Below are 17,335 nucleotides of genomic sequence, written 5' to 3' on the forward strand. Positions count from 1 at the left end.
CCTTGCCGTCATCCCCGACGGCATCTTGGGTTACGTTGCAACGGCCGGTCTCCTGGCTTGCGGGTCGTTGCGCACCTTCGCCTTCCCGGTTTCCCAGTGGCTTGAAGAAGGCGCGCTCGCCGCGTCACAGTCGCGGGGGCGGCTGCGGCTGCGGACCCCTGGCTGGGTCGTCCGTTCCGCATTCCCGATTATCCCCGGGCGCTCCTGCGCCCTTTTCGGGGAACCGTATCCCACGTTTCTGCGCAATTCCCCCGGGTCACGTCAAGGCCAATCGGCGCCCCTGTCGTCCCGCCTGCTTCCCCTGGTCCCCAATATCCCGGGGGAGTCGGGCCGCCGGCCCGACGGGGGCAGCGCCCCCGTGACCCCTCGCCTCCGCCCCCGCGCCAACCACTGCGTAGGGTGCGTGCTTGCCACGCACCGCCCCGTTTCCCCCACCAATCACGCCATATCTTGTGGATAACCGCCGATCCCTGCCAACATGCAGTCAGGCTCTGATTGACTCGCACCGGCCGGACCCGCCACCCTGTCCGGATAACGGGAATCACCCCGAGGCAGAGCATTTGCGGTTTTCCAAACTCAGACTGACCGGCTTCAAGAGCTTCGTCGATCCGACCGACCTGATGATCCAGGACGGGCTGACCGGGGTCGTGGGCCCGAACGGCTGCGGCAAGTCGAACCTGCTGGAGGCGCTCCGCTGGGTGATGGGCGAGAACCGTCCGACCGCGATGCGCGGCGGCGGGATGGAGGACGTGATCTTTGCCGGCGCGGCCTCGCGGCCCGCGCGCAACTTTGCCGAGGTGTCGCTGCATATCGACAACGGCGAACGGCTGGCGCCCGCCGGCTTCAACGAACACGACCATATCGAGATCATCCGCCGGATCACCCGCGACGTCGGCTCTGCCTACAAGGCCAACGGCAAGGACACCCGGGCGCGCGACGTGCAGATGCTGTTCGCCGACGCCTCGACCGGGGCGCATTCGCCCGCGCTGGTGCGGCAGGGCCAGATCTCCGAGCTGATCAACGCCAAGCCGAAGAACCGCCGCCGCATCCTCGAGGAAGCGGCGGGGATCTCGGGCCTTTATGCCCGGCGGCACGAGGCCGAGCTGAAACTGAACGGGGCCGAACAGAACCTGACCCGCGTCGACGACGTGGTCGAGAACCTCGCCAACCAGCTGGCGACGCTCGAGCGGCAGGCCCGGCAGGCGGCGCGGTACCGCGCCATCGGAACCGAGCTGCGGCAGGCCGAGGGCATGCTGCTTTATCGCCGCTGGCGCGAGGCGGACGAGGCGCGGACGGCGGCGGTGGCCACCCTGCGCGAGCGCACCAGCACGGCGGCGCAGGCCGAGGTCGCGGCGCGGGCCGCCGCCAAGGCGCGCGAGGCCGCCGACGAGGCGCTGCCGCCGAAGCGCGAGGAAGAGGCCATCGCCTCGGCCATCCTGCAGCGGCTGACTGTGGAACGCGACGCGCTGGCCGAGCGCGAGCAGCGCGCCATGGCGCATATCGAGACGCTGAAGGGCCGGATCGCCCAGCTTCTGCGGGACATGGAGCGCGAGGCGGGGCTGAACCGCGACGCGGGCGAGACGATCGCGCGGCTGGAAGAGGAACGCGAGGCGCTGGCCGAGGCCGGCGAGGGCCACGAGGCCGCGCTGGAAGAGGCGGCTGAGGCGGCGCGCGAAGCGGCGGCGGTGCTGCGCGAGCGCGAAGAGGAACTGGCCGAACTGACCGAGGACGTGGCGCGGCTTTCGGCCCGGCACCAGTCGGCGCAACGGTTCCTGGAAGACAGCCGCAAGACGCTGGCCCGGTCCGAGGGCGAGGCCGAGAAGGCGCGCGCGGCGGTGGCCGAGGCGCGCAAGGTGCTGGCGACCTCGGACGCGGCGATGGAAAAGGCCCGGGCCGAGGAGGAGATCGCCCAGGCGACCGCCGAGCGGGCAGAGGAAACCCTGGTCGATGCCGAGGCCGCGCGGGCCGAGACCCAGTCGCGCGAGGCGGATGCCCGCGCCGAACGCTCGGCCGCGGATGGCGAGGTCAACGCGCTGCGGGCCGAGGTCACGGCGCTGGCCAAGCTGGTCGAACGCGACACCGCCGAGGGCGGGCAGGTGATGGACCTTGTGAAGGTCAAGCCGGGCTATGAAAAGGCGCTGGGCGCGGCGCTGGCGGACGACCTGCGCGCGCCGGTCGTGGATGCCGACGGGCCGTCGGGCTGGACCACGCTGCCGGGCTATGGCGCGGGGCAGGAACTGCCCGCGGGTGTCGTGGGTCTGGCGAATTACGTCAATGTTCCCGAGGTGTTGCAGCGCCGGATCAGCCAGATCGGCGTGGTCGACGCGGACGATGGCGGGCGTCTGCAGGCGCAGCTGAAACCGGGGCAGCGGCTGGTGACGGTCGAGGGCGATCTCTGGCGCTGGGACGGGTTCCGCGCCTGGGCCGAGGATGCGCCCTCTGCCGCCGCGCTGCGGCTCCAGCAGCTGAACCGGCTGGAGGAGCTGAAGCAGGAACTGGAGCGCGCGACCAACCGGTCCGAGGGCGCGCGGGCGGCACATGAGCACCTGGCGAAACGGCTGGCGGACCTGGCCGAGGCCGACAAGATGGCGCGCCAGGCGCGGCGCGATGCCGACCGGCTGATGACCGAGGCGGCGCGGGCGTTGAGCCGGGCGGAGGCCGACCGCAACATGGCCGAGAGCCGGCTGGAAAGCCTGGGCCTGTCGGTGACGCGGCATGAAGAAGACGCCATGGCCGCGCGCAAGCAGTTGGCCGAGGCCGAGAAATCCATGTCGGAGCTGGGCGATCTGGACGCCGCGCGCTCCGCGGTCGAGCAGATCAAGATCACCGTCGAGGGCGCGCGGATGGCGATGATGGCCCGCCGCGCCGCCGCCGACGAGATGCGCCGCGAGGGCGAGGCGCGGGTCAAGCGGCTGGCCGAGGTGCAGCGCGAACTGGGCACCTGGACCGCCCGTCTGGAAAGCGCGGGCAACCGCGTGGGCGAGTTGCAGGACCGGCGCGAAGCCTCGGAAGCCGAGTTGATCGAGGCCGAGAGCGTGCCCGAGGGGCTGGCCGCCGAACGGGAAAAGTTGACAGCTGGCATCGAGGAGGCCGAGGCGCGGCGCCGGACGGCGGCCGATGCACTGGCCGAGGCCGAGACGGCGGCGCGGGAAACCGTGGCCAACGAGCGCGACGCGGAACGCCGGGCGTCCGAGGCGCGCGAGGTGCGGGCGGCGGCCGAGGCGCGGGCCGAGGCGGGCGCCGAGGCGGTGAGCGCAGCGGCCGAGCGGATCGCCGAGGACATGGAGCTGACGCCCAAGCAGCTGCTGGAGAGCCTCGACGTGGACCCGGAGGCGATGCCGGCGTCCGAGGCCATCGAGAACGACGTCAACCGCTTGAAAAGACAGCGGGATGCCCTGGGCGCGGTGAACCTGCGCGCCGAGGAGGACATGAAGGAAGTCGCGGGCGAGCACGAACAGTTGATCCGCGAGAAGGCTGACCTGGAAGAGGCGATCGCGACCCTCAGGAACGGGATCGCGTCGCTGAACCGCGAGGGGCGGGAACGGCTGCTGACCGCCTTTGAGCAGGTCAATGCGAACTTCACCACGCTCTTCACCCACCTCTTCGGCGGGGGCGAGGCGAACCTCGTGCTGGTCGAAAGCGACGACCCGCTGGAGGCGGGGCTCGAGATCATGTGCCAGCCGCCGGGCAAGAAGCTGGCGACGCTGTCGCTGCTGTCGGGCGGTGAACAGACGCTGACCGCGCTGGCGCTGATCTTTGCCGTCTTCCTCGCCAACCCGGCGCCGATCTGCGTGCTGGACGAGGTCGACGCGCCGCTCGACGATGCCAACGTGACCCGGTTCTGCGACATGCTGGACGAGATGTGCCGCCGCACCGACACCCGGTTCCTCGTCATCACCCACCACGCGGTGACGATGGCCCGGATGGACCGGCTGTTCGGCGTCACGATGCAGGAGCAGGGCGTCAGCCAGCTGGTGTCGGTCGACCTCAAGAAGGCCGAGGCGCTGGTCGCCTGACGGGCGAAGGTTAACGGAAAATCCCAAAGACACCGCGAATCGAGGGTTAAGTCCCGGGATTTGCGGGAAAACGCCGTGTCGGTATCGCGTCGGTATCACGTCGGTATCGCGTCGGTATTTTTCCCGCCACGGGCCGGGTTAACCCGCCGCGCGGCGGGGGTCAGGACTGATCGGGCGCGGCAAGGCTCTGCCGGGCGAGGGCGGCGATCATGTCGGTCTGGGTGACGATGCCCCGGATGCGGCCGCGGTCGAGGACCGGGACGGCGTCGATCTCTCCGGCCAGCAGCGGCAGCAGGGCGGCGACCGGCGTCGCGGGCGTGGCGCGCGGCGTGGCCACCGCCATGATGTCGGAGGCACGCACCGGCTGATCGCGCCGCGCCACCAGCCGCGCCATCGCCGCGCCGAAGCCGCGGTCGAGCCGGAAGGCATCTTCGCGCGCGCGGCGGATCAGGTGGATCTGGAAGATCAGCCCGAGGTAGCGGTCGCCGGTCTGCACCACCGGGAGCGCGGTAAATCCGTGCCGGCGGAAGAGGTCGGCGACCTCTTCGAGGGGCGTGTCGGGATCGACGCAGACGAGGGTGCGGGACATGATCCCCTCGGCCGTAAGGGCCCCGGTGCGGCGTCCGGCGGCGCGCATCTCGGCCGCGCCGATCAGGCGGGCGAGGTCCTCGACCCCGAGGTTGAGGGACTGCCGGTAGCCTTCGAGGATCTCGACCAGATCGCCCTCGTCGAGGCCCAGACGGTCGGCCGGGGTGGGGTCCAGGCTGCCCTGCGGGCCCGCGGCGTCGTACTGGCGCAGCGGATAGTGGCGGCCGGTAAGCCGGGCATAGGCCATCGCCAAGAGGACCAGCAGCACCGTGCCGGCGGCGATGGGGGCGAGGGCGAAGGCAAAGCCCAGGTCCTGCACCGCGCCGGGCGACATGGCGGCGGTCATCGCCACGGCCCCCGCTGGCGGATGGACCGCGCGCAGCAGGATCATCACGGCGATGGCGAGGCCGACGGCCAGCGCGATCCTAAGTGCCGGGTCGGGCACCGCGAGGGTCACGGCGACCCCGACCAGCGCCGCCGAAGTGTTGCCGACCACCGCCGACCAGGGCTGTGCCAGCGGGCTGTTCGGCACCGCGAAGAGCAGGACGGAGGACGCGCCGAAGGGCGCGACGAGGTAGAGGCCGAGGCGCAGGTCGGCCTGCGGCGACAGAACGAAGAGACCGGCGACCAGCAGGCCGAGGCCGGCGCCGAGGCCCGCGCGCAGCGCCTCGGACGCGGGGGCGTGGGCGATGGCCGGGCCGAAGGGGCGGAGCGCCCTGGGCAGGCCGCCCCGGGGTGATGTGGTCATGGTGCGCCTCCTCCTGTGCCGCGGCGGGCACCTTGGGCCGGGGCGCAGCCGGGCGCAAGGCGCGGCGGGGTCAGAGCAGGTGGGCGAACCGGTCGGGAATGCGCACGACCCGGGGGGCGCCGGGCATCAGCGGCTTGTTCCAGGCGTAGGGCGGGCGCAGCCAGGTCTGCATCCGGCGGGCGCTGGTGGTGGTGCTGTCGAAGTCGGTGGGCGGGGTGCCGGTGACGACGTCGAAGACCTTCTGCCGCCGGGCCATGTGGCCGGTCCAGCCGTTGTCGATCCGGTCCGCATCGGTGCTGCGCTGCGTGGAGTTGGCGTGGTCCATCATGCCGAGGTGCACGAGGTAGAGATGCGGGTGAATGTGGAAGTTGCGCCGTTTCACCCGGTGGTAGCCCGAGCCCCAGGTGACGGGCCGGAAGGCGACCGAGGGCTTGGTGTAGCGGGTGGAGAGCTGGGCGAAGCGGCGCTGCTGGAGGATCGGGCGGCTGGTGTCGATCGGCGCCTCCAGCGCGGTGTTCTGGGCGACGTCGAGGCCGAGGCCGGAGAGCGTCGCGTGGCGGCCGCGCTGGTGTTCCCCGGCCAGCAGGGCGGCGAGGTCGGGGTACTGCGCGGGATCGGCGAGCAGGAATTCGTCGACATCCACGGCGATGACGGCGTCGTAGAGCCTGTGCAGGCCGCGCGCGATGTCCGAGATCAGCCGCGCCCGCCGCCGGTCGCCGGTGGCGCGGTCGGAGGCGACGAAGGGCACGCGGAGGATGTTGGGCGGGTCGGCGCGGTCGGGCACCGGCTGATCGAAGCCGTCGATCACCACGTAGAGGCATTCCGCACCGAAGAGCCCGCCGTAGTAGTCGAGCCAGAGGTCGAGGAAGAGGCTGTCGTTGCGGACGGAGGTGAGGACGGCGGTCTTCATCGGGGCCTTGGGGTGGTTGCGGCGGGTTGGGGGAGTGTGACGGGAAATGGCGGGGACGGGAAGGGGGGCGGGGGGTCCGCGATCCTGGTTAACCGCTGGTTAGCCCGGTCCGCCGTAGCCTGCGCCCGTCGCGACACATCGCGGCGGAAGGAGGTGAGGCATTTGAAGGAAAGCGACTACCGGAGATGGATGGTCCGGCTGGCAGCGGCGACGCTGTTGCTGACGGTCATTCGCCTTTGGATCCGGGTGTAGACCCGGGTCTAGAGAAAGACCCGGCGGAGAAGCACCTCCGCCGGGTCGCATTCAGTGAGGCACTGAAAGATGACTACCGAATATTGGCGGTCATAGTGCGGAAATCTTGCCCAAAAGTAAATCCGTGGCGGAAGGAGGTAAGGCGACCGGATGACGAGACGTGCGGGAAACAGATGGTTCAGACGGCCGTATCAATGTTGCTGACCTTCATCCGTCTTTGGCTCCGGGCGTGATCCCGGGACAAGGAAAGACCCGGCGGAGCTGCAACTCCGCCGGGTCGCATTCAGTGAGGCACTGAACGGAAACATACAGGAATGTCTGAAAGGATAGTGCAAAAAACTATACCTGAACGTGCAATGGTTAGCCCGGTGTACCGTAGCCTGCCCGCGTCGCGACACATCGCGTCGAAAGGAGGTGAGGCGACTGGATGAGAACCAGTACCGGAAGTGGATGGTTCGGCTGGCGGTGGCGACGCTGCTGCTGACCGTCATCCGTCTTTGGCTCCGGGCGTGATCCCGGGACAAGGAAAGACCCGGCGGAATAGCCGCTCCGCCGGGTCGCATTCAGTGAGGCACTGAGACCAGTATCGATGTGTCCCTCATAGTCCCAATTCCCTACCAAGAAGTAAACCCGCCCCCTCTCAGAGCCGGTTCAGCAGATCCCGCGTGGGCCAGGCGTCGGCGGGCAGGCCGAGCTTGAGCTGCAGCTGCTGCACCGCCTCGCGGGTCTTTTCGCCGAGGATGCCGTCGACCTTGCCGACGTCGTAGCCCTGCGCGACCAGTTTCTGCTGCAGCTGCTTCATCTCGTTCCCCGAGAGGCCGGGGGCGGGGCTGCCCGCGTCGAAGACCGGGCCGCCTTCGAGGCGGGTCGCGAAGTAGGCGGCGGTCAGGACGTAGACGAAGCTCTGGTTCCATTCGAAGAGCACCCGGTAGTTCGGGTAGATCAGGAAGGCCGGGCCGCCGCGGCCCTGCGGCAGGACGAGCGAGGCGGGCAGGTCGGGACGCAGCATCTGGCCCGAGCGGGGGGCGACACCCGCCGCCTGCCAGTCACCGGCGTTCATCTGGTGGTCGAGGCCGGATTTCGACCAGTCGAAATTCGCGGGGACCGCGACCTCTTGCAGCCAGGGTTCGTTCGGGCGCCAGCCGAGCGAGCGGAGCATGTTCGCGCCCGACATCAGCGCGTCGGGGGCCGAGGTCTTGAGCCGGACGTGGCCGTCGCCGTCGCCGTCCACGCCGTTTTCGAGGATGTCGCGGGGCAGCATCTGGACCATGCCGATCTCGCCCGCCCAGGCGCCGGTGGTGGTGGCGGGGTCGAAATCGCCGTGGGCGTAGAGCTCGAGCGCGGCCATCACCTGCGGGCGGAAGAGGTCGGGGCGGCGGCAGTCGTGGGCCAGGGTCACCAGCGCGTTGGCGGTGTTGAAGTCACCCTGGAAGGCGCCGTAGTCGGTTTCGAACGCCCAGAAGGCCAGCAGGATGCCGCGCGGCACGCCGTAGTCGCGTTCGATGCGGGCGAAGGTGTCGGCGAACTGCTGCGCCTTCTTCTGGCCGGTCTGGACGCGGTTCTGCGAGATCAGGCGGCGGGCGAAGGTGGTGAAGTCGAGCTGGAATACACCCTGCGCGCGGTCGGCCTTGATCACCGCCGGGTCGTGGCGGACGCCGGCGAAGAAGCGGTCGACCGTGGCGGGGGCGTGGCCGTTGGCGACGGCCTCGTCCTTGAGGCCGCGGACGAACTGGCCGAAATCGCCGCCGCATTGGGCCGTGGCGGCCCCGGTGGTCAGGGCGAGGGTCAGGGCGGCGGTGAGGGTCTTGGCGAGCATGGGGGCCTCGGCTTGGTCAAAATCCTGGGGAAAGTAGCAGGTTGGGGCCGCGGGGCAATGCTCAGCCGATCACGGTCAGGACAGCGGCCGAGGCGAGCATCACCGCCCAGGCCTGCCAGAGCAGGCGGGCGGCGGCGTCGACCTCGGCGGGCCCGGCGTCACGGCGGCCGCGGGGGTGGACCCAGGGAAAGTCCTGCATCACGCCGTGGTAGGCGCGGGGCCCCGAGAGCGCGGTGTCGAGGGCGCGGGCCATCGCGGCCTCGGGCCAGCCGGCATTGGGGGAACGGTGGCGGCGCGCCTCGGCGGTGATGTCGCGCCAGGCGCGGTGCTGGTGGCCGAGAACGGCGAGGATCAGCGCGGTCAGGCGGGCGGGGATCCAGTTCAGGAGGTCGTCGAGCCGGGCGGCGGGCTTGCCGAAGCGTTCGTAGGCGTCGGTCCGGTAGCCGATCATGCTGTCGGCGGTGTTGACCATCTTGTAGACGGCCATCGCCGGCAGGCCGCCGACGAGGAACCAGAAGGCGGGCGCGGTGACGCCGTCGGACAGGTTCTCGGCCGCGCTTTCGATGGCGGCGCGGGCGACGGCGGGCGGGTCCATCGCGGCGGTGTCGCGGCCGACGATCCGGGCAACGGCGCGGCGGCCGTCGCCGAGCGAGAGGCGCAGCGCGTCGCCGACGTCGCGGACATGGGTGACGAGGGATTTCTGGGCCAGCAGGATCGCCGCGGCCAGCGCCTCGGCCCAGGGGCCGAGGGCGGCGATCACGAGGCCGGTGGCGAAGGTGGCGGCGCAGAGCGCGGCGAGGACCGAGGCGCCGCGGGTCAGGCGGGCCGGGCCGTGGTTGAAACGGCGGTCGCACCAGCCGATCGCGCGGCCCATGACGACGGCGGGGTGCGGCAGGCGCGACCAGAGCCAGCGCGGTTCGCCAAACGCCGCGTCGAGCAGCAGGGCGGCGCAGAGGATCGCGGCATGCTCCATCTCAGGCGAGCGCGGCGTCGACGCGGGGCCAGTCGGCGGGGGCGGGCAGCCCGAGGCGGATGAGGCGGGGCGACCACGGGAAGATGCGGGTCCAGACCTGGCTGCGGGCGAGGTGGTCCTGCAGCGCCGCGGCGTCTGGGACGTCGTAGAGGCGGAAGAGGTCGGTGCCGCCCGCGAGGGCCGCGCCACGGGCCGCCAGCCGCGCGTCGAGGCGGGTGGCGTCGGCGCGGAGGCGGGCGCGGGTGGCCGCGGCCCAGCCGGTGTCCGACAGCGCGGCGGTGCCGATGGCCTGGGCGGGGCCGGACACGCTCCACGGTCCGAGCTGGGCGGCAAGGGCATCGCAGAGGCGCGGGTCGCCGATCACGAAGCCGAGGCGCAGGCCGCCCATGCCCCAGAACTTGCCGAGGCCCTTGAGGACGAGGGTCGCGGGCGCGGCCGCCTCGGCCACGAGGGAGGCGGCGGGGGTGAGATCGCAGAAGCTTTCGTCGATCACCCGCAGGCGGAGGGTCCGGGCGGGCGCGGCGTGGTGCCGTCCGTCGGGGTTGTTGGGATGGACAACGACGGCGGCGTCGTCCGTCGGGGCCGGGTCGTCGGAGGAGACCTGCCAGCCCGCGGCGGCGAAGGCCGGGGCGTATTCGTTGTAGGTGGGGCCGGGGATCGCGACCCGGCCGGGCGCGGCGAGCGCGGGCAGGCGGGGGATCACCGAGGACAGGCCGGGGACCGGCAGGAGCGCCGCGGCGGCGGGCACCGACCAGAAGGCGCGGGCGGCGGCGATCAGCGCCGCCTGTCCCGCGGCGTCGGGCAGGTCGCGCCAGAGGCGGGGCGGCAGGTCGGGCAGCGGGTAGGGCACCGGGTTGATCCCGGTCGAGAGGTCGATCCAGTCGGCGCGCGCGCCGCCGAAGCGCGCGGCCGCCGCGTCGATCCCGCCGCCGTGGTCGCGCCCGGTCACGGTGTCAGCCCTTGGGCAGCGGCGGGTGGCGGGTGACGAAATGCCCCTTCACCCCCTGCGGCCACTGGCGGTAGGGCACCTGGCCGGTGTCGGTGTCGGCATGCAGGCCCGCGTATTCGACGATGGCGGCGGCGTCGTCGGTGACCGGTTCGAACCGGCCGAGCGTGTAGCTGAGCTTGCCCTCGGACTGGATCGCGACGTTGCAGCCGTGCGAGCAGCCCATCAGGCAGGACACCCGGCGGGTCGGGATCCCGGCGGCGGCGGCCAGCGGTTCGACGAGGTCGGCCAGCGCCTCTCCGTCGGTGCGCTCGACCCCGCGGTCGGCCCAGTCGTCGCGCTTGCAGGTGTCGCAGATGGTGATCCAGGTGGTCATGCGGGCCTTTCGAGGTGACGCTGATTGGCGTCAAATTGTGTATTATTTTCCGCGGCATGCGCGGATTTTGGCCCATTGTTGCGGGCTGCGCGGCAGTGAAACGCCTGTTTTGTGTCAGGTGCCCTTTAGGCGGTCTGGTGTTAACCCTTTGTTAGGATTCCGGACAGACCTTGTTGATCATTCTGGCCCGTCTATCCCGGCGCGAGGCCATGACGCAACAAACAACAAAGACTGAATGGTCATGAGACAAGCGAGAGCATCCGGCACCCGCGTGTTGATCGTGGAGGACCGGCAGGAACTGGGGGCGCTGTGGCAGCGCCACCTCGATCGGCAGGGCTGCGTGACCCGGCTGGTGGCGGGACAGACGGCGGCGGTCGACGCGCTGCTGGAGATGGAGTTCGACGTGATCGTGCTCGACCTCATCCTCGAGGAGGGGTCGGCGCTGGCGGTGTCGGACTTTGCCAGCTATCGCCAGCCCGAGGCGCGTGTGATCTTTGTCACCAACTCCAACTTCTTCTCGGACGGGTCGATCTTTGCCCACTCCCAGAACGCCCGTGCGCTGCTGCCGGCGGACGGCCCGGTGGCGGACCTGGCGGCGGTGGTGGAGCACTACGGGCTGGCGGGCTGAGGCCCGGGGCGCGGGGCGTCACGATGCCGTCACGCGGTGGGCGTAAGCGGCGGGGATGCCGCGCGCCCTCATCGTCTTTGCGATCCTCGCCGTGTCCCAGGTCATCGGCTGGGGGGCCGTCGGATTCCTGGCTGCCGTCGCCTCGGCCGTGGCAGAGGATATCGGGCTGACGCTGCCGGGGGTGTTCCTGGGCACCTCGGTCATGTTCGTCGCCATGGGACTGGGCGCGCCGCTGGCCGGGCGCGGGTTCGCGCGGTTCGGCGTGCGGCGGGTGATGGCGGCGGGCGCGCTCTTGATCGGCGTCGGGCTGGCGGTGATCGCGGCGGCGCAGGGGCGGGTAGTCTTCCTCGCGGGCTGGGCGGTGGTGGGCGCGGCGGGGGCGATGTTCCTGACCACTGCCGCCTATGTCTACCTGTCGGATTTCGCCGGGGAGCTGGCGCGCGGGACCATCGGGACGCTGATGCTGGTGACCGGGCTGGCGGGCAGCCTGTTCTGGCCGGTGACTGCCTGGCTGGAGCAGGCGATCGGCTGGCGCGGCGCGGCGCTGGCCTATGCGGGCACGATGGCGGCGCTGGTCGCGCCGCTGGTGCTGCTGGGCCTGCCCGAGACCCATGGTCACGGCGCGAGCGCGGCCGTCCCGACCCGCAGGCCGCTGCTGCGCGAGCGGGTGTTCCTGCTGATCTTGGCGGCGGTGGCGCTGAACGGCTTTGTCACCTTCGGGATCGAGGCGGTCGGGATCGAGCTGTTCCGCGCCCTCGGGGCGGACACCGCGCGAGCGGTTGCGATCGCGTCGCTCCTGGGGGTGTTCAAGGTCGGCGGGCGGTTGATCGACCTGGCCGGCGGGCACCGGTGGGACGGGCTGAGCACCGCAATCCTGGCGGGCGCGATGATCCCGCTGGGGCTGCTGGCGGTGGCCTTCGGCGGCGCGACGGGCTGGGCGGTGGCGGGTTACCTCGGCCTGTTCGGGATCGGCAGCGGGGCCTTCGCGGTGGCCCGCGCCACGATGCCGCTGACCTTCTACCGGCGGGCGGATTATGCCGCGACGATGTCGGCCATCGCCCTGCCGCTGAACCTGATCAACGCGCTGGCGGCCCCGGCGCTGGCCGCGCTGCTGGTCACGACGGGGCCGCGCGCGGTGCTGGTCGCGCTGGCGGTTTTCAGCGCGGCGGCCTGGCTCTGCCTGCTGCAGCTCGGGCGGTTGCGGCCCGGTCCGCTGGCGGCGGACGGTGTGCGCGGCTGAGGCGAAGGGGGCGGGCGTCATGCGCGCGGAAGTTGACTTTGGGTCAGCTTTGCGGTGCAATGCCGCCCCATAGATAGATTCGATTCAATTCCAATCCTCCATGACGTGTTTTCACCTGGAGGTGATTATGACCGACGTCCGTATTGACGACGACGCCCCCGCGGCCACGCGCGGGCTGCCCGACGACAGCTTCTTCGACCAGAACGGCGCGCTTGAAAAGTGCATCGCCTTCGGCGTGATCGCGATTTCCGCCGCGGTCTTTGTCGGGCCGACCACGGTCGGGCTGCTGTTCGCCAACGAGGTCGCGAGCGCCGAGGAGCCGAACGTGCTGGGCGTGCTCTTTCCGCTGGCGGTGACCTGGGTCCGCTTCGACCTGTCGAGCGCGCAGGAGCTCTTCTTTGCCCTGCCGGTGCTGCTGGGGGTGATCTTTGGCAAGCGGCGGTCGGTGCGCACCGCGGCCAAGTGGCTGATGGTGCTGGTGCTGCTGTTCGTCGCCATCGGCGGGACGATCGCGCTGGCGATCTACCCGGACTACGAGGCGCTCAGGAACTACGTGCTGACGGTCGATCCGACGGCATCGGAGTTCGACGACGTCTACGAACAGATCAAGACACAGATCGAAGGCACCCGGACCGCGGCGATCGCGTTCCTGGCCGCGCTGGCCGGTGCCGTTGTGACGAGGGCCGGATAATGAGACAGGCTGTGAGAACCATGATATCCCGGGCGCGGCGCGGTGCCGTGGCGGCGGGGCTGTCGGTGGCGCTGGTGGGCCCGGCGCTGGCGGGGGACGTGACGCTGAAACTGGCGCTGGTGGGGCCCTACGGGCCGGATCAGCTCAAGGATTTCGCGGTCGTGGTGCTGCCGGAAGAGATGCTGGTGGTGCCGGTCGACACGCTGAAGTTCGACAGCTTCAACTCGAACTGGGTGGTGCCGGTCGCGGGGCCGGGGCGGTCGCACCGGTCGGACCTGAGCATCCGGCTGGAAAGCGCCGACGAGAACGTGCCGCTGAGGCCGATCTACGTCGCGCTCGGCCTCTTTGCCAACGACACGGTCGTGCCGGTGTCGATCCCCTACATCGGGCCGACCGACGCGGCCGAGGCGCAGGTGCTGCTCAAGACGGCCTACGAGGACGGCATCGGCGGGTTCAGCCAGGACAAGCTGATCCGCACCTACCTGACCGCCGTGCACGAGATCGAGCGGCTGGTCGCCCTGGAGGACACCCGCGGCTTTCCGATGAAGCGCACCATGGTGGTCTTTGCCGACGCGATGAACGAGCTGGTGCGGACGACCGACTGGTTCGGCGTGCCGAAGGCCGACCTGAACCGGTACCGCGCCATCATCGACACGCTCAGCGTCGGGTCGGCCAATGCCGAGCCGCTGTCGGCCTCGACCAAGCGGGTGCTGAACGCGGCGCGGCTGTTTTCCGAGGCCGAGGGCACGCTTTACGGCCGGCACTGGCAGGCGCTGCGGCAAATGCCGGAATACGAATGCGAACAGGTCTATACCGCGGCGGGCAGCCTGTACGACGACCTGCGCGGCCTGGAAGAGGCGCGCTACAAGCAGGTCAAGGACACCGCCCAGTTCACCCGGACCCAGGTGCTTCTGCTGCGGAGCCAGTGTTTCCGCCAGCTGCTGCACATCGAACCGGCGGTGCGCAGCGTCGATGACTACGTCGCGGAGGAGGTGTTCGACGAGCGCCCCCTGATCGAGGTCGCGGGCGCCCTGCGGACGGACCTGACCCGCGAAGGGCTGACGATCCGCGGCACGGGCCCGCAGGCCACCGACCGCGACCCCTGCGCGCGGCCATCCACCATCACCGAGCTGCGCCCGGTGTGCGAGGCGATCGCCTATCTCGACGAAGCGATGCCGATGCTGAAGGATCCCTGAGATGTCACCCACTGACCGCCTGATCCAGGCCGCCGCGGCGGCCATCCTGCTGATCGTGCTGGCCACGATCGCCACCGCTCACGACGGGCCGACCAATTCCCGCGGCTGCCATTTCAGCGAGGCCGAGGGCCGCCACTGCCACGACGACAAGAAGAAGGACTGACCCCGGTCAGCCCCGCCCGTGCGGCCGGCGCAGGTCGAGCACCGGGGTGATCGGCACGATCCGGTTGGGGTTAATGCTCTCGTGGCTGTAATGGTAATGGCGCACGATGTGGTCGAACTTCACCGTCTCGGCCACGCCCGGCCACTGGTAGAGCTCGCGCAGGTAAGGCCAGATGTTCGGGTAATCGACGATCCGCTGGCGGTTGCACTTGAAGTGGCCGTGGTAGACCTTGTCGAACCGGATCAGCGTGGTGAAGAGCCGCCAGTCGGCCTCGGTGATGCGGTCGCCCAGCAGGTAGCGGTTTTCCGACAGGATGCATTCGATCCAGTCGAGGCTGTCGAAGAGCGGATGCACGGCCGCGTCGTAGGCCTCCTGCGTGGTCGCGAAGCCGGCCTTGTAGACGCCGTTGTTGACGGTGTCGTAGATCCGGGCATTCACCCCCTCGATCGGTTCGCAGAGCGCCTCGGGGTGGTAGTCGTCGGTGTTGCCGGTGATCGCGTCGAAGGCCCCGTTGAACATGCGGATGATCTCGGCGCTTTCGTTCGACACGATCGTCTCGCGCGTCTTGTCCCAAAGCACGGGCACGGTGACGCGGGTGGTCACCCCGGGATCGGCCCGGGTGTAGATGTCGCGCAGGTAGGGCAGGCCGTAGAGGTCATCGCCCGTCGCGCCCGGAAAATCGGTGGCAAAGGTCCAGCCGTCGTCCAGCATGTCGGGATGCACCGCCGAGACGGTGACGTGATCCTCGAGCCCCTTCAGCTTGCGGAAGATCAGCGCCCGGTGCGCCCAGGGGCAGGCGTAGGAGACGTAGAGGTGATAGCGCCCGCTTTCGGCGGGAAAGCCGCCCTCGCCGCTGGGGCCGGCGCTGCCGTCGGCGGTGATCCAGTTGCGGAAGCTCGACTCCTTGCGCTTGAAGGCGCCGCCATCGGACAGCGACTTGAGGCTCTGCACTTCCCATTTTCCGTCCATCAGCTGGCCCATGGCGCGTTCCTTTCCTCTGGCTCATGCCAGACATAGCGGTTCCGCCCGCCGCGCATAGCGCCATGGGCGCGCAAGTCGGCTGCGCTCGTGCACATGAGGGCGCAGCCGGAGGGCGGATGGCCGCTTTCGGCGATTGCGACGCTGGGGCAGTTCCGCTAGGCAGGGGGCGGACGATGCCCCGCGAGGGGCCGGAAAGGAGCTCGGACCGGCGCCGACCCAAGCAGGGGGCGCGGGAAAGATCGTCGGGGGCCGCAGGGCCGCCATCCCCTTTCCGTGGCTGAGACGAAAGAGGGACAGATGTTCAGACCCGCACGCATCACCACGGTTGCATCCGTATTCACCCTGGCGCCGCTGGCCGCGGCCGCCCATCCCGGCCACCTGGCCGAGGTCGCGGGCCACGGCCACTGGCTGGGCGCCGCCGCCATCGGGGCCGCCATCGCCATCGGGCTGTGGCAGGCGCTGAAGGGCCGCAAGGATGCCGCCCCGGACGAGGCCGAGGCCGACGAGGGCGCCGAGCCCGAGCTTCAGGACGCCTGAGCCATGACGAAAACCGGGGTGATGATCTGCGGCCACGGCTCTCGCAGCCAGGCCGCCGTGGACGAATTCGCCGTTCTGGCCGAGAAGCTGCCGCCGCTGCTGCCGCCCGACTGGGAGGTCGACTACGGCTATCTCGAGTTCGCCAACCCGGTGATCCGGGTGGGCCTCGACCGGCTGCGCGAGAAGGGCTGTGACCGCATCCTCGCCGTGCCGGGGATGCTGTTCGCCGCGATGCATGCCAAGAACGACATTCCCACCGTGCTGAACGCCTATGCCGCCGAGCACGGGATCGAGGTGAGCTATGGCCGCGAGCTGGGGGTCGACCCCAAGATGGTCGCCGCCGCCGCCGCCCGCCTGCGCGAGGCCGTGGCGCGGGCGGATGCCGCGGGCGGCGCGGTGCCGCTGGAAGAGACCTGCCTCGTCGTCATCGGCCGCGGCGCCTCGGATCCGGACGCCAATGCCAACGTCGCCAAGATCGCGCGGCTGCTGCACGAGGGGATGGGCTTCGGCTGGTGCGAGGTGGGCTATTCCGGCGTGACCTTCCCGCTGGTCGAGCCCTGCCTGACCCACGTGGTGAAACTCGGCTACCGCCGTGTGGTGGTCTTTCCCTACTTCCTTTTCACCGGCATCCTGATCGACCGGATCTACGGCTTCACCGACCGGGTCGCCGCGGCCCATCCGGGCATCGAGTTCGTCAAGGCGGGCTACCTGAACGACCACCCCGAGGTGCTGGCCACCTTCGCCGAACGGGTGCGCGAACAGGCCGGCGCCGAGGCGCCGCCGAACTGCGGCACCTGCCTCTACCGCGAACAGATCCTGACCACGCCCGGCGGCGGCCACCGCCACGTGAAGGCAGAGGCGCGCCGCGCCGGGGCCGCCGCCCGCGGCGCCCACCCGGCGCTGCGCGACGTGCCGCCGCCGACCTGCGTGATGTGCAAGTACCGGGTCGCGGTGCTGGGTTTCGAGGCCGAACTCGGCGCCCCGCAGGAAAGCCACCACCACCATGTCGAGGGGCAGGGCGCCTCGGCCCCGGGATCGAACGTGGCCGACTGCACGCTCTGCGACACCTTCTGCACCGGCGCCTGCCGGCTGGCGATGGCGGATCACCACCACCATCACCACCACCACGACGGGCATGACCACGACCACGCCCACCCGGACTACCCGCATGCGAAACACCCGCACGGGCCGGAAAGCGCCCGGGTGAAATGACGCACGCCCCCTGGCTTCATCTTGCCAGGAAAACTCCCCCGGAGGGTCGCCCTCCGCCAGCA

The 17,335-nt window shown here is 70.4% G+C and carries 15 protein-coding genes and 1 riboswitch; of the genes, 8 read left to right on the forward strand and 7 right to left on the reverse strand.

Annotated elements, in window-relative coordinates:
• Positions 1-24: 24 nt before the first annotated feature.
• Positions 25-243: riboswitch (cobalamin riboswitch) on the reverse strand.
• 317 nt (positions 244-560) lie between these two features.
• Entirely contained in the window at positions 561-4,016 is a 3,456-nt protein-coding gene (gene smc, locus ACE2AC_RS18105) for a chromosome segregation protein SMC (RefSeq protein WP_375688915.1), read from the forward strand.
• Positions 4,017-4,176: 160 nt separating this feature from the next.
• Here the strand turns inward: smc and ACE2AC_RS18110 are convergent, their stop codons facing one another.
• The 6 genes from ACE2AC_RS18110 to ACE2AC_RS18135 all read right to left on the reverse strand — a co-directional run bounded on the left by ACE2AC_RS18110 (position 4,177) and on the right by ACE2AC_RS18135 (position 10,625).
• Positions 4,177-5,352, reverse strand: coding sequence for an HPP family protein (locus ACE2AC_RS18110; RefSeq protein ID WP_375688917.1), 1,176 nt, complete (start codon positions 5,350-5,352; stop codon positions 4,177-4,179).
• Positions 5,353-5,422: 70 nt separating this feature from the next.
• Entirely contained in the window at positions 5,423-6,262 is an 840-nt protein-coding gene (locus tag ACE2AC_RS18115) for a glycosyltransferase family 2 protein (protein ID WP_375688919.1), read from the reverse strand.
• Positions 6,263-7,154: 892 nt separating this feature from the next.
• Positions 7,155-8,330, reverse strand: coding sequence for a lytic murein transglycosylase (locus ACE2AC_RS18120; protein WP_375688921.1), 1,176 nt, complete (start codon positions 8,328-8,330; stop codon positions 7,155-7,157).
• 61 nt (positions 8,331-8,391) lie between these two features.
• The gene (gene cbiB, locus ACE2AC_RS18125; RefSeq protein WP_375688923.1) at positions 8,392-9,303 is read right to left on the reverse strand and encodes an adenosylcobinamide-phosphate synthase CbiB; all 912 of its coding nucleotides are present in this window, start codon (positions 9,301-9,303) and stop codon (positions 8,392-8,394) included.
• Position 9,304: 1 nt separating this feature from the next.
• Entirely contained in the window at positions 9,305-10,252 is a 948-nt protein-coding gene (locus tag ACE2AC_RS18130) for an aminotransferase class I/II-fold pyridoxal phosphate-dependent enzyme (protein ID WP_375688925.1), read from the reverse strand.
• Positions 10,253-10,256: 4 nt separating this feature from the next.
• Positions 10,257-10,625, reverse strand: a complete 369-nt coding sequence (locus ACE2AC_RS18135; RefSeq protein WP_375688927.1) for a DUF1636 family protein — start codon at positions 10,623-10,625, stop codon at positions 10,257-10,259.
• Between the two features lie 241 nt (positions 10,626-10,866).
• Here ACE2AC_RS18135 and ACE2AC_RS18140 point away from each other — a divergent pair, with 241 nt between their 5' ends.
• From ACE2AC_RS18140 to ACE2AC_RS18160, 5 genes are all read left to right on the forward strand, one after another.
• Entirely contained in the window at positions 10,867-11,253 is a 387-nt protein-coding gene (locus ACE2AC_RS18140; RefSeq protein WP_375688929.1) for a response regulator, read from the forward strand.
• 55 nt (positions 11,254-11,308) lie between these two features.
• Positions 11,309-12,493, forward strand: a complete 1,185-nt coding sequence (locus ACE2AC_RS18145) for an MFS transporter (RefSeq protein WP_375688931.1) — start codon at positions 11,309-11,311, stop codon at positions 12,491-12,493.
• A 127-nt stretch (positions 12,494-12,620) separates the two neighbouring features.
• Positions 12,621-13,184: a hypothetical protein gene (locus ACE2AC_RS18150; protein ID WP_375688933.1), complete on the forward strand. Its 564-nt coding sequence runs from the start codon at positions 12,621-12,623 to the stop codon at positions 13,182-13,184.
• Between the two features lie 11 nt (positions 13,185-13,195).
• Positions 13,196-14,380: a hypothetical protein gene (locus tag ACE2AC_RS18155; protein WP_375688935.1), complete on the forward strand. Its 1,185-nt coding sequence runs from the start codon at positions 13,196-13,198 to the stop codon at positions 14,378-14,380.
• 1 nt (position 14,381) lies between these two features.
• Complete coding sequence (locus tag ACE2AC_RS18160; protein ID WP_375688937.1) at positions 14,382-14,543, forward strand: hypothetical protein; 162 nt, start codon at positions 14,382-14,384, stop codon at positions 14,541-14,543.
• Positions 14,544-14,549: 6 nt separating this feature from the next.
• Here ACE2AC_RS18160 and ACE2AC_RS18165 read toward each other — a convergent pair whose 3' ends face one another.
• Positions 14,550-15,524, reverse strand: coding sequence for a glutathione S-transferase family protein (locus tag ACE2AC_RS18165; RefSeq protein ID WP_375688938.1), 975 nt, complete (start codon positions 15,522-15,524; stop codon positions 14,550-14,552).
• 297 nt (positions 15,525-15,821) lie between these two features.
• Here ACE2AC_RS18165 and ACE2AC_RS18170 point away from each other — a divergent pair, with 297 nt between their 5' ends.
• Positions 15,822-16,061, forward strand: a complete 240-nt coding sequence (locus ACE2AC_RS18170) for a DUF6732 family protein (RefSeq protein WP_375688940.1) — start codon at positions 15,822-15,824, stop codon at positions 16,059-16,061.
• Between the two features lie 3 nt (positions 16,062-16,064).
• Complete coding sequence (locus tag ACE2AC_RS18175; RefSeq protein ID WP_375688942.1) at positions 16,065-17,273, forward strand: sirohydrochlorin chelatase; 1,209 nt, start codon at positions 16,065-16,067, stop codon at positions 17,271-17,273.
• The last annotated feature ends 62 nt before the right edge of the window (positions 17,274-17,335 follow it).

This window comes from Pseudooceanicola sp. LIPI14-2-Ac024 (assembly GCF_042188925.1).
Taxonomy (GTDB): domain Bacteria; phylum Pseudomonadota; class Alphaproteobacteria; order Rhodobacterales; family Rhodobacteraceae; genus Pseudooceanicola.